At 63.8% G+C, this 12,501-nt stretch carries 8 protein-coding genes; 7 read left to right on the forward strand and 1 reads right to left on the reverse strand.

Translation table 11 applies throughout. The annotated features are described in order from the left end of the window. Positions 1-70 precede the first annotated feature (70 nt). The 7 genes from tssF to CUJ89_RS02290 all read left to right on the forward strand — a co-directional run bounded on the left by tssF (position 71) and on the right by CUJ89_RS02290 (position 11,426). Positions 71-1,906 (forward strand): type VI secretion system baseplate subunit TssF, encoded by a 1,836-nt coding sequence (gene tssF, locus CUJ89_RS02260; RefSeq protein WP_114175879.1) that lies wholly within the window; start codon positions 71-73, stop codon positions 1,904-1,906. Further along, on the forward strand, positions 1,870-2,970 hold the full coding sequence (tssG, locus tag CUJ89_RS02265; protein ID WP_114175881.1) for a type VI secretion system baseplate subunit TssG: 1,101 nt from the start codon (positions 1,870-1,872) through the stop codon (positions 2,968-2,970). Before tssF ends, tssG begins: the two co-directional genes overlap by 37 nt. 44 nt (positions 2,971-3,014) lie before the next feature. Further along, positions 3,015-5,684, forward strand: coding sequence for a type VI secretion system ATPase TssH (tssH, locus tag CUJ89_RS02270; RefSeq protein WP_114175883.1), 2,670 nt, complete (start codon positions 3,015-3,017; stop codon positions 5,682-5,684). 43 nt (positions 5,685-5,727) lie between these two features. Then, positions 5,728-6,849 (forward strand): type VI secretion system protein TssA, encoded by a 1,122-nt coding sequence (tssA, locus tag CUJ89_RS02275; RefSeq protein WP_114175885.1) that lies wholly within the window; start codon positions 5,728-5,730, stop codon positions 6,847-6,849. Between the two features lie 67 nt (positions 6,850-6,916). Next, positions 6,917-9,613, forward strand: coding sequence for a type VI secretion system Vgr family protein (locus tag CUJ89_RS02280; protein WP_114175887.1), 2,697 nt, complete (start codon positions 6,917-6,919; stop codon positions 9,611-9,613). Continuing rightward, a complete protein-coding gene (locus tag CUJ89_RS02285) occupies positions 9,610-11,004 on the forward strand; it encodes a hypothetical protein (RefSeq protein WP_152036578.1) in 1,395 nt (464 codons plus the stop codon). The genes CUJ89_RS02280 and CUJ89_RS02285 overlap by 4 nt, the downstream gene beginning before the upstream one ends. Then, positions 11,001-11,426 carry a lysozyme inhibitor LprI family protein gene (locus CUJ89_RS02290; RefSeq protein ID WP_114175891.1) on the forward strand — a complete coding sequence of 142 codons (426 nt, stop codon included), beginning with the start codon at positions 11,001-11,003 and terminating at the stop codon, positions 11,424-11,426. The genes CUJ89_RS02285 and CUJ89_RS02290 overlap by 4 nt, the downstream gene beginning before the upstream one ends. 122 nt (positions 11,427-11,548) lie before the next feature. Here CUJ89_RS02290 and CUJ89_RS02295 read toward each other — a convergent pair whose 3' ends face one another. After that, complete coding sequence (locus CUJ89_RS02295; protein ID WP_114175893.1) at positions 11,549-12,499, reverse strand: OmpA family protein; 951 nt, start codon at positions 12,497-12,499, stop codon at positions 11,549-11,551. Positions 12,500-12,501 lie beyond the last annotated feature (2 nt).

Raw genomic sequence — 12,501 nt, forward strand, 5'->3', positions numbered from 1 at the left:
CGCCGAGCGGGCCGGACCGCCCGGTGGTGGATCATGGTCCGGCAGGAAATATTGAGGTTCGGGGTCGTCGATGGAAGAATTGCTGCCGTATTACGAGCGCGAATTATCGTTTTTGCGGCGCTATTCGCGAGATTTCGCCGAACGCTATCCGAAGATCGCGGCGCGGCTCGCGTTGTCCGGCGAGCATTGCGAGGATCCGCACGTCGAGCGGATGATCGAGTCGTTCGCGCTGCTCGGCGCGCGCATCAACAAGAAGCTCGACGACGACTACCCCGAATTCACCGAAGCGCTGCTGGAAGTGCTGTATCCGCACTACCTGCGGCCGTTTCCGTCGTGCTCGATCGCGCAGTTCACGCCGGCTTCGCCCGGCCAGCAGACCGAACCGGTCGTGATCGATCGCGGCACCGAGCTGAAGAGCCGCCCGATCCGCGGCGTGCAGTGCCGGTTCCGCACCGCCTACGACGTGACGCTCGCGCCGATCCGCATCTCGGAAGCGCGCTACATGCCGGTCGCACTCGCGCCGAGCGCGACGGTGCTGCCGTCCAACGCGACGGGCGTGATCTCGATCACGTTCGAATCGCTCGCCGCGCAACTCGATCTCGGCGCACTGAAGCTGCCGACGCTGCGCGCGCACCTGCACGGCGAGCAGTCGTTCGTCGCCGCGCTGACCGACTGCCTGTTCGTCAACGTGCTCGGCGCGTATGTCGAGCCCGAACGCAACGGCCGCTGGACCGCGCTGCGCAAGCTGCCGATCGCGCAGGCCGGCTTCGACGAGGACGACGCGCTGATCGACTACCCGGCGAAATCGCATCCCGCGTATCGCCTGCTCACCGAATACTTCGCGTTCCCCGACAAGTTCGATTTCGTCGATTTCGATCTCGCGGCGATTGCACGCGCGTCGGGCCGCTGCCAGCGCGCGACGCTGCATCTCGTGCTGCAGGACGTGCGCAGCGATTCGCACGTCGCGCGGCTGCTCGAACTGCTGACGGCGAGCCACTTCCGGCTGTTCTGCACGCCGATCGTCAACCTGTTCCGCCAGCACGGCGAGCCGATCCGCATCACGCACCGCGCGGTGTCCTACCCGGTGATCGCCGAGGCGCGGCGCGCGTTCGCGTACGAGGTGTACTCGATCGACTCGGTGAAGCTCGTCAGGCAGCAGGCGCACGAGGAATCGGTGATCGAGTTCCGGCCGTTCTATTCGCTGCACCACGGTGAATCGGCGCGGATCGGCCATTACTGGTTCGCGCGCCGCAACGACTGGGTTGCGCAGAAGAGCCCCGGATACGAAACCGAGATCTCGATCGTCGACATCGATTTCGAGCCGACGTCGCCGCAGACCGACACGCTGAGCCTCGACCTCACCTGCACGAACCGCGACCTGCCGGCGATGCTCGCGTTCGGCCTCGAGGGCGGCGACTTGTTCCAGGAGGGCGGCGCGCAGACGAGCGGTATCTCGCTGCTGCGCCGCCCGACGCAGAGCGTGCGCTTCGAGCGCGGCCGCGCCGCGCACTGGCGGCTCGTGTCGCACCTCGCGCTCAATCACGTGTCGCTGGTCGCGCACGGCCTCGCGCCGCTGAAGGAAATGCTGACGTTGTACGACCTGCGGCGCACCGCCGTGTCGATGCGCCAGATCGACGGGCTGGCCGGCATCGAGCAGCGCGGCGCCGTGCAGTGGCTGCCCGGCAAGCCGTTCGCGACCTTCGTGCGCGGCATCGAGATCCGCCTGACGATCGACGAGGAGCACTTCGTCGGGGCAAGCCTCGCGTCGTTCGTGCGCGTGCTCGACAGCTTCTTCGGGCTCTACGTCCATCTCAACAGTTTCGTTCAATTAGTCGTCGTGTCGAAGCGCACCGGCGAGGAGATCATCCGATGCAAGCCCCGGACCGGCGAATCGATCCTGGCGTAGTCGACGCGCTGCTCGACGAGCCGCACCGCTTCGAGTTCTTCCAGGCCGTGCGCGTGCTCGAAGGGCTGTTCGCGCGGCAGGCGTCGGATGCGCCCGGCGCATGGCGGCAGGGCGACGTGGTCGCGCAGCGCATCGAATTCCGCAACACGCTGTCGCTCGGCTTTCCGCCGAGCGAGATCGAAGGCGTGCGCTCGTTCGACGACGGCGGCGCGTTGCTCGACTCGGGCGAGCAGCGCGGTGCCGCGCTCGCGGCCGGCGAACTCGGCCACGTCGAGCTGACGCCCGCGTTCTTCGGGCTGCTCGGCGGGCAGGGCGCGTTGCCGCTGCATTACACCGAGCAGATCGTCGCGCGCGAGTACCTGAAGCGCGACCATGCGGCGCGCGCGTTCTTCGACGTGTTCTCGAACCGCGCGACCGCGTTGTTCTATGCGGCGTGGAAGAAATACCGGCTGCCGTTCCATTACGAACTCGACCGCGACGAGCGCTACCTGCCGCTGCTGCTCGCGATCGCGGGCGTGCCGAGCGACGAGGTGCGCGACAGCCTCGCGGCCGGCGTCGGCGGCGTGCTCGACGAGGCCGTTGCCGGCTACGCGCTGGCCGCGCGGCACCGGCCGATGTCGGCCGCGTACCTGCAGCGCGCGCTGTCCGACTATTTCCGCGTGCCGGTGAAGATCGACCAGTTCGTCGGCAAGTGGTACGACGTGCCGCCCGACCAGTTGAGCGTGCTCGGCGAGGTCAACGCGGTGCTGGGCGCGACGGCGCTCGTCGGCGAACGCGTGTGGCAGCGCGACATGCGCGCGCGGATCGTCGTCGGCCCGCTGTCCAAGCGCGACTACGAGGCGTTCCTGCCCGGCGGCGCGCAGGCTATCGCGCTCGAACGGATGCTGACGCTGCTCGCCGGCGTCACGCTCGAATACGAGGTGAAGCTCGTGCTGAAGCGCACCGAGGTTGGCGCAAGCGTGCTCGGGGCGGGCTCGCGGCTTGGCTGGGACGCGTTCCTCTGCACGCGCGATGCGATCGATGACCGCTCGGACGCGCGCTACGAACTGCACGTGATTCACTGATTCCAAACGACAACAAACACGCAATCGAACCTGAGATCGACGCCATGAGCACGCCTCTGAAGACCCTGATCACGAAACTGAACCCGCTGTGCCGCCACGCGACCGAGCGTGCGGCGAGCGCGTGCCTGGCGCGCGGCCACTACGAGGTCGATCTGGAGCACCTGTTCCTCGCGTTGCTCGAAGCGCCGGCGGGCGACCTGCCGCTCGCGCTGCGCGCGAGCCGCGTCGATCCGCATGCGCTGCGCGCCGATCTCGAGCGCGAACTGACGCGCCTGAAGACGGGGAACACGCGCACGCCGGTGTTTTCCGTGCACCTGATCGCGCTGTTCGAACAGGCCTGGCTGATCGCATCGCTCGATTCGCAGCTCGGGCGCATCCGCTCGGGGCACCTGCTGCTCGCGCTGCTGACCGCGCCGGATCTCGCGCAGTTCGCGCAGCGGATGTCGTCGCAGTTCGCGGAAATGAACGTGACGGACCTGAAGCACAAGTTCGACGAGATCACGGCCGGGTCGAGCGAGGCCGAACCGCGCCAGGCCGATACGGACGACGGCGGCGTGGCGCCGGGCGCCGACGGCACGATGCCCGCGGCCGGCCCGTCGAAGACGCCCGCGCTCGACACGTACACGACCAATCTCACGCAGCGTGCACGCGACGGCAAGATCGATCCGGTGATCGGCCGCGAAGCCGAGATCCGCCAGGCGATCGACATCCTGATGCGGCGCCGCCAGAACAACCCGATCATGACCGGCGAGGCCGGCGTCGGCAAAACGGCGGTCGTCGAGGGGCTCGCGCTGCGCATCGCGGCCGACGACGTGCCGCCGCCGTTGCGAGGCGTCGCGCTGCACGTACTCGACATGGGGCTGCTGCAGGCCGGCGCGAGCGTGAAGGGCGAGTTCGAGAACCGCCTGAAGAGCGTGATCGACGAGGTGAAGAAGAGCGCGTATCCGATCATCCTGTTCATCGACGAGGCGCACACGATCATCGGAGCGGGCGGCCAGGCCGGCCAGAACGATGCGGCGAACCTGCTGAAGCCGGCGCTTGCGCGCGGCGAGCTGCGCACGATCGCGGCGACGACGTGGAGCGAATACAAGAAGTACTTCGAGAAGGACGCGGCGCTCGCGCGGCGCTTCCAGGTCGTGAAGGTCGAGGAGCCGAGCGAGCCGCTCGCGGCCGCGATGCTGCGCGGGATGTCCGGTCTGATGGAGAAGCATTTCAATGTGCGGATCCTCGACGATGCGATTACCGAGGCCGTGCGCCTGTCGCACCGCTACATCAGCGGCCGCCAGCTGCCCGACAAGGCGATCAGCGTGCTCGACACCGCGTGCGCGAAGGTCGCGCTCGCGCACAGCGCGACACCGGCGGCGATCGACGACACGAAGAAGCGCATCGAGCGGATCGACGCGGAGATCGCATCGCTGGAACGCGAAGCGGCCGGCGGCGCGCCGCACGACGAGCGCCTCGGCGAACTGCGCGGCACGCGCGACGCGGCGCTCGAACAACTGGCGAAGGACGAGGCGCGCTACGAAGCCGAGCGCGTGATCGTCGCCGAGATCACCGAACTGCGCGAAGCGCTCGACAAGTCGCGCGGCCCGTCGGAAGACGGCCAGCCGGTCGACGTGCAGGCGACGCGCGACCAGCTCGCCGAACGCGTGACGGCGCTGCATGCGCTGCAGGGCGGCGAGCCGATGGTGCCGCTGCAGGTCGACGGCCATGTCGTCGCCGAGATCGTCGCCGCGTGGACGGGCGTTCCGCTCGGCCGGATGGTGAAGGATGAGATCGGCACGGTGCTGAACCTGCAGTCGCTGCTTGGCGCGCGCGTGATCGGCCAGGACCACGCGCTCGACGCGATCGCGCAGCGCGTGCGCACGGCGTCCGCGAACCTCGAGGATCCGAACAAGCCGCGCGGCGTGTTCATGTTCGTCGGGCCGTCGGGCGTCGGCAAGACCGAGACGGCGCTCGCGCTGGCCGACGTCCTGTACGGCGGTGAGCGCAAGATGATCACGATCAACATGAGCGAGTACCAGGAAGCGCACAGCGTGTCCGGCCTGAAGGGCTCGCCGCCGGGCTACGTCGGCTACGGCGAAGGCGGCGTGCTGACCGAGGCCGTGCGCCGCAACCCGTATTCCGTCGTGCTGCTCGACGAGGTCGAGAAGGCGCACCCCGACGTGCTCGAGATGTTCTTCCAGGTGTTCGACAAGGGTGCGATGGACGACGCCGAAGGGCGCGAGATCGACTTCCGCAACACGCTGATCATCCTGACGTCGAACGTCGGGTCGACCGCGGTGATGCAGGCCTGCCTGAACAAGCCGGCCGAGGAGTTGCCCGATCCGGACGCGCTTGCCGAGACGCTGCGCCCGCAGCTGTACAAGGCGTTCAAGCCCGCGTTCCTCGGGCGGATGAAGGTCGTGCCGTACTATCCGATTTCCGACGACGTGCTGGCCGAGATCATCGAGCTGAAGCTCGACCGAATCCGCCGTCGGATCGAGGCGAACCACAAGGCCGCGTTCGAATGGGACGAGTCGCTCGTCGAGGCAGTGCTGGCGCGCTGCACCGAGGTCGACTCGGGCGCCCGCAACGTCGACCATATCCTGAACGGCACGCTGCTGCCGGAGATCGCGGGCCACGTGCTCGGCCGGATCGCCGACGGCGAGGCCATCGCGCGCATCGCGGTGCGCGCGGACGAGGCCGGCGAATTCGCGTACGCGGTCGAATGAGCCCCGCGCGCGACATCTCATGCATCAACGGATTCACTGAACCATGCCGATCAATCTCCCCGAGTTGCTGACGCCGATCAGCGATGTGTCGCCCAGCGGCGACGACCTGCTGTTTTCGAACGAATTCGACGCGATCCAGGACGCGCGGCGCTACGACGATCCGACGCTCGACCAGGGCGAATGGGTGACCGAGATCAAGGAGGCCGACTGGGGCTTCGTCGTCGACCATGCGGGCGAGTTGCTGCGCATGCGCACGAAGGACCTGCGGCTCGCCGTGTGGCTGACCGAGGCGCTTGGGCTCGAGGACGGCATCACCGGTCTCACCGAGGGCTATGCGCTGCTCGAGGGCCTGTGCCGCGAGTACTGGGACACCGTGCACCCGCTGCCCGAAGGCGACGACACCGAGTACCGGCTCGGCAACGTCGCGTGGCTCGCCGGCCGCACGGCCGAGCTGCTGCGCGCGGTGCCGATCACGGACGGTGCGTCGAACGCGTTCAGCACGCTCGACTGGGAAGTGGCGCAGCACGTCGCGCAGTCCATCAAGCGCGACCCCGAACACGCGGACGACATCGCGCGCGGCAAGCCGTCGATCGACCAGATCGATTCGTCGCGGCGCGTGACGCCGATCGCGTTCTATACAGCACTGCTGGCGAACCTGAAGGCGTTCGAATTTGCGCTCGATGCGTTCGAGGAGCGGCTCGTCGAGCGCGCGGGCGATTCGGCGCCGAGCTTCCGGCAGGCGCGCGACGCGTTCGAGACCGTGTACCGGCTCGCCGAGCGTTTCGCACGCGAGCAGGGTTATACGGGCAGCACGCCGCACACGCCATCGGCGCCGCAGGCGCAGCCCGAGCGCATCGAGCCTGTTTTCGGCAATTCGATCCAGAACGAGGAGACTCACGTGCAGCAGCAGACCGCTTCTCGTCCTCCGGTGACGCAGATGATCGCCGGCATCCAGAACCGCGCGCAGGCCGTCGACCAGTTGCGGGCGGTGGCGCGTTATTTTCGTCAGACCGAGCCGCACAGCCCGGTCGCGTATCTCGCCGACAAGGCGGCCGAATGGGCCGACATGCCGTTGCACAAGTGGCTCGAGAGCGTCGTGAAGGACGACGGCTCGCTGTCGCATATTCGCGAACTGCTCGGCGTGAGGCCGGACGAGCAGTCGTGAGCGGCGGGCTGTTGACCTGAGAGTGCGAGCCCGGCGGGTTCGCGGCACACAAGAAGATGGATGACGCATGAACGTGACCGAACTGGCACAGGCGATTCGCGGTGGCCTGATTCAGCAGGATCGCCTGCTGAAGACAGACATCCCGTCGCTGCCGAACAATGCGCTGATACCGCGCCGCGCCGTGACCTGTTCCGAACTGGGGCGCGATTTCAGTGTCGAGCTGGACCTGGTCTCTACCGCGAGCGACGTCGAGCTCAAGACGCTGATCGCGAAGCCGATCACGTTGTGGATCCAGCAGGCGGACAAGTCGTATCTTCCGATCAACGGCTATATCCATACGGCGCGCCGGCTTGGTGCGGACGGCAGCTTGTCGGGCTACCAGTTGACCTTCGCATCGTGGATGCACTTTCTCAAGTTCCGCAGCGACATGCGGTACTGGCAGGACCAGAGCGTCGACACGATCCTGGCCGACGTGTTCGACGCGCATCCGCAGGCCAAGGGCCAGTACCAGTTCGCGTTGTCGAAGCCGCTGCCGTCGCGTTCGTATTGCCGCCAGAGCGAAACCGACTGGAACTTCGTGCATCGCCTGATGGAAGACGAAGGGTTATTTGGTTTCTGGCGGCACAGCGAAGACGGCAACGCGCACACGCTGGTCATTACCGACGACCTGCATGCGGTCGATGAACTGTCGCCGAAAACAGTCAGGTTCGACCATTCGGGAACGGGCACCGAGACTGCGGGTTTCACGCAATGGGCGGCATCGCGGACGTTGCAGAGCACGCTGCACACGACGCGTACCTTCGACTACAAGTCGCCGTCCTCGCCGGGCAATCCGAACGGCACGACGTTGCCGACGAAGGCCGGCCAGGGGGAGCTGCCGGACCAGGCAGAAATCTACGAATACACCGGTGCGTATACGTATGCGGGCCAGGATCGCGGCGAACATCTGTCGAAGATCCGTCTTGAGGAGTGGGAGTCGCGCGCGAAGCGTTTCTTCGGCGTGGGCGGCGTGCGCGGGATCGACGCCGGGCGGCGCTTCACGCTGGCGGATCACCCCGAGCACGACCGCGATGTGGCGCAAGACCGGGAATTCGCGGCATTGAAGGTGTCGCGGTACATCGAGAACAACCTGCCGATCTCGGACCACGAAGCGAATTTCCCGCACAGCCTGCAGGGCCGGCTGGCACAGGTGAAAGCCGGTTATGGCGAAGCGGCTGCATTCGAAGTCGGTCATGACGACGGTTCGGCCGGGTTCTATCTCGTCGAAGTCGAAGCGCAACGCGCGGCCGTGCCGTATCGCAGCCCGTTCGAGCACCGGAAGCCTGCGATGCAACTCGAAACGGCCATCGTCGTCGGGCCGAAGGGCGAGGAGGTCTATACGGACGAACTGAACCGGATCAAGGTCATGTTCGTCTGGGACCGGCAGAGCGAGGGGCGCGAAAACGCGTCGTGCTGGGTGCGCGTCGTGCAGTCGGATACCGGCGGCGGTTACGGCGGTGTCCATATTCCGCGGGTCGGCGAGGAAGTGATGATCGGCTACATCGGCGGGGACTGTGACCGGCCGATCGTGATGCATCGTGTCTACAACGGGGCCGCCAAGCCGCAGTGGCATAGCGACGGAATCCTGTCGGGCTTCCGGTCGAAGGAGTATGCGGGATCGGGTCACAACGAGATGGTGCTCGACGACGCGACCGGGCAGAACCGGGCGCGCCTGTTCAGCAGCAACGCGAATTCAATGCTTCATCTCGGTTATCTGATCGAGCAGAACGGCAACACGCGCGGCGCGTATCTCGGCTCGGGGTTCGACTTGCGGACGGATGCTTACGGCGCCGTGCGTGCGGCGCAAGGGCTGTACGTGACGACGCATCCGAAGCAGGCGAACAGCCAGCCGCTCGACGTGAGCGAAGCGCAGCAGCAGCTTGCCAATGCCGACGGGCTGCTCGAATCGATGTCGCAGGTCAGTGAAATGCATCAGGCAGGAAGTCTCGGCGATGGTCACGATGCGTTGAAGCAATTCACCGATGCCACGAAGAACAGCGTGGCGGGCGCGTCGTCAGGCGGCAGGACAGCGGGCGGAGGGACGGGCAACGCGAATGCGTTCAAGGAGCCGGTGATGCTGTTCGCGAGCCCGGCGGGGATCGGGATGGCGTCGCAGCAGTCGGTGCACCTGGCGAGCGACCGGCAGACCAATATCGTCAGTGGCGAAAGCACGTTCGTTGTCAGCGGAAAGTCTTTGATCGCAAGCGTTGCTGACAAAATCAGCTTTTTTGTGCAGAACGCGGGGATGAAGTTGTTCGCCGCGAAGGGAAAGGTTGAGGTGCAGGCGCACATGGACGACATCGAACTAACGGCGCAGAAGGCTGTGAAGGTGTTGTCGGCAACTGAGAGCGTCGAGGTGGCGGCCAAAAGCGAAATCCTGCTGACGTCGGGCGGCGCCTATATCCGGATCAAGGATGGTGAAATCGCAATTCACGCGCCGGGGAAGATCGATTTAAAAGGGAGCGTCCACAGTTTTGCGGGGCCGACTCAGACAAACTACCCTCTTCCGCATCTTCCTATTAATCATCTCTATGATCGACCAGTCTGGGTCGTGGATGATCAGGGTTTCTCCATTCCTGATAGACCAATCCGAGTCCATCTCAAGAACGGTAAGACAGTCACGGGCAAGACGGACCATGACGGCGTTGCGCAACTCGCAATCAGCGATCAGGCAGATATTCTTCGCATCGAGATTTTGAAGAAACTGAGCGGGAAGAACATATGACGTTCAATAATGACCCATCGGGATACCCCTATCCGCCGAACAAGGACGACGTCTTTCCGCCCTTTGTTCGGCCGATGGTGGACCCAGAAACTGGAAGCGGCAAGGATGGTCTCGGCTCAGAACCATACTCATATGAAAGAGGCAATATCTGCAAGATTGATCTCGCAGATGCGTTGCTGGAACAACTCCGTCGGAACGGCGAGTTGAAGGAAGCACAACATGAAGACGATGTGCCTCTAACAAAGAAGGCTGATCCTTCGTCGCCTACGACGTCACCGCCTACGACGTCACCGCCTACGACGTCACCGCCTACGACGTCACCGCCTACGACGTCACCGCCTACGACGTCACCGCCTACGACGTCACCACCCGCGGCTCCAGCGGCATCGCCCAAAAAGAAGAACAAGAACGACAGTGTCGATCATCAGGCCCTGCTCGATCGTCTGAACAAGAAGCCGCACGTGATTGAATTTAAGGGTGTTGTGTTGGACCGGAATGAGCGTCTTAAAATCATTGCAGCGGTTGCAATCTGTGAAAGCGGCAAAGATCCGTTTACGGCCGAGAATCTGGACTCCGAATTCCACATGTCGATAAGTCAAAACGTGTCGTATGCACATATCGTTCATATCGGGCTTTCGTACGGCATCATTCAGTTTACTCAAGATGGCGGCGCGCTTGGTAGACTGTTGCAGAAGATGAAAAGCAAGGATCCTGATACTTTTTCAGTGACATTTGGTGATAACAACGACGAATTGATCACATTGACTACGTCTGGCATTGACGTCAAGGGCGTTGATTATGCTTCGGGGCAAGCGCACTGGAATTCGATTCGCAAGTCATCGGAAGGGAGGCGGTTGAGTGAACTCGCGCGAATGAATAAGCTGCCGGTCGGTAGTGAGATTCGCGGCAAGCGGGTGCAGCCGATCGCAACGAATATTGGTGGTCCTAAGCAGGATTTGTGGGAGGGTGCTTGGAAGCAGCGCTTTGTTAATGCTGGTAAGGTCGATATTTTTCAGGAGGCGCAACTTGAGTTCGCGGTCGAAGGCTACATGAATCCCGCATTGAAATTTTGTAAGGATAACAACATTCGATCTGCGCTCGGGATTGCCTTTGTAGCGGCATGTGCTATTCGTGGCGCACCCAAAAATTTCATTACCGGAGCTGCGGCGGCGCTAGGTTTGACCACGCCTTTCTCTGATGGTGCGGATGAGAAGAAGGCGGTGCAATATATCGCTGATCTGAATATGAAGAAGAGTAATAGTATCGGTGGCAAGCTGGTGCAGAAGGATGAGATTACTCGTGCTAAAAAACTCATAAAAGATGAGACGGGTTTTTTGGCTGAGGATCTCTATTGGGTAGAAACTTATACGGATGCATACGACAAGAAATGAGCAATGCGATGAGGTATTTTTTATTTGTTGGTGCGGTAATTTCCTTGGTCGTTTCTGCAAAGGCATTTGCGATCGATTGTGGAAATCCGCCTGGAGGGGTCGATCTTGAAAGTGCGCAAGCGAATTATCAATGTGCCGAAAAGAGTCGGCGCGCCGCAGATTCGATACTGAATCAAACCTATAAAAAGCTCCTGAATACGCTCAAGGATGATCCTGATAGCGGGCTCATTCCCAAGACGCAGATCATTTCGGCTCAACGAGCTTGGGTGGCATTCCGGGACGCAGAGTGTGATTTTCGAACAAGCGTGAACGGTGGGGCACGTCAATGGCTGACTGTCAATCACGCGCAATGCCTCACGGAATTGACGGAGCAACGAACAAAGGTTCTTCAGGATTACTTGAAACAGGTGATGGATCAGTGAGCGTTGATGCGTCGTGTTTGTCTGATCACATTTGACGTAAGCGCAACGGGCGGCGTCCCAACGGCCGTCGCCCGTGCACAAGCCCACTTGGCTTATAACGAAGCCACTTGCAGCCTCGTCCGTTACTGCCCCACCCGGAACTCGATCCTCCGATTCCTCGCCCTTCCATCCGCCGTATCATTCGGCGCGATCGGCTGATCCGGCCCGACGCCCGTCGTTGTCATCTGCTGCGGCGGAATGCTCTTCGTGATCAGATAACCCTTCACCGCGTCCGCGCGCGCCTGGCTCAGCGCGATGTTCGACGTCCGGTTCCCCGAGTTGTCGGTGTGGCCGATGATGTCGACCGTGCGGTTCTGCATCTTCGAGAGTGCTGCCGCCATCTGGTCGAGAATCAGCCGGCCCTGCGGCGTCAGCGTCGCGCTGCCGGTCTCGAACTCGATCGTCCGGTTCGCGAGCGTCTGGTCGAGCACACCCTGCTCGGATGCCGACACACGCAGCCCGTTCTTGATCGTGTACGTCGGGTTCAGCGTGTTCGCCATGTCGCTCGCGAGCTGCTGGCGCTGCGCCTCGTTGTGCACCTCGCCCTTCATCTCGATCTGCGTGCCGTTGATCTTCAACTGCCCCTTGCTGATCTGCTTGAGTTGCGCGCCGAGCAGCTTCTGCACGTTCGCGCTCCAGTTCGGCGGCGTCGCGACGTCGCCGACCTCGATCTGGTCGACGACGTTCGTCGCGCCATAGGTATCGCGCAGCTTCTGCAGCACGGCGGCCTTGGTCCCCTCGTCGGGCACCTTGCCGCCGACGACCACCTGGCCTGGCGCCGCGTTCGCGGGCGGCGGCGTGAGGGTGCCGGCCGTGCCGTGCACCACCGTGCCGGACGCGGTTGCCGGCGCGGCGCCGGGGTTCGTGTTCGACGACGGCAGCGCGGTCGTCGCTACCGTGCCGTTGCCGACCGGCGTGACGGTCGCGCCGGTGTTCTGCGCGAAGCTCGCGCCGCTCGCGAACAGGCCGGCGGCGAGGAGGGCGGCGAAGACAGTCGAAACGCCTGCGCGTCGTGCGTGATTCATGCGGTGCATCC

This window comes from Burkholderia pyrrocinia (assembly GCF_003330765.1).
Lineage (GTDB): Bacteria > Pseudomonadota > Gammaproteobacteria > Burkholderiales > Burkholderiaceae > Burkholderia > Burkholderia pyrrocinia_B.

Coding starts and splice junctions, on each gene's coding strand:
- tssA (WP_114175885.1), top strand. CDS start 5,728: ATGCCGATCAATCTCCCCGAGTTGCTGACGCCGATCAGCGATGTGTCG.
- tssF (WP_114175879.1), top strand. CDS start 71: ATGGAAGAATTGCTGCCGTATTACGAGCGCGAATTATCGTTTTTGCGG.
- tssG (WP_114175881.1), top strand. CDS start 1,870: ATGCAAGCCCCGGACCGGCGAATCGATCCTGGCGTAGTCGACGCGCTG.
- CUJ89_RS02290 (WP_114175891.1), top strand. CDS start 11,001: ATGAGCAATGCGATGAGGTATTTTTTATTTGTTGGTGCGGTAATTTCC.
- CUJ89_RS02280 (WP_114175887.1), top strand. CDS start 6,917: ATGAACGTGACCGAACTGGCACAGGCGATTCGCGGTGGCCTGATTCAG.
- CUJ89_RS02295 (WP_114175893.1), bottom strand. CDS start 12,499: ATGCACCGCATGAATCACGCACGACGCGCAGGCGTTTCGACTGTCTTC.
- CUJ89_RS02285 (WP_152036578.1), top strand. CDS start 9,610: ATGACGTTCAATAATGACCCATCGGGATACCCCTATCCGCCGAACAAG.
- tssH (WP_114175883.1), top strand. CDS start 3,015: ATGAGCACGCCTCTGAAGACCCTGATCACGAAACTGAACCCGCTGTGC.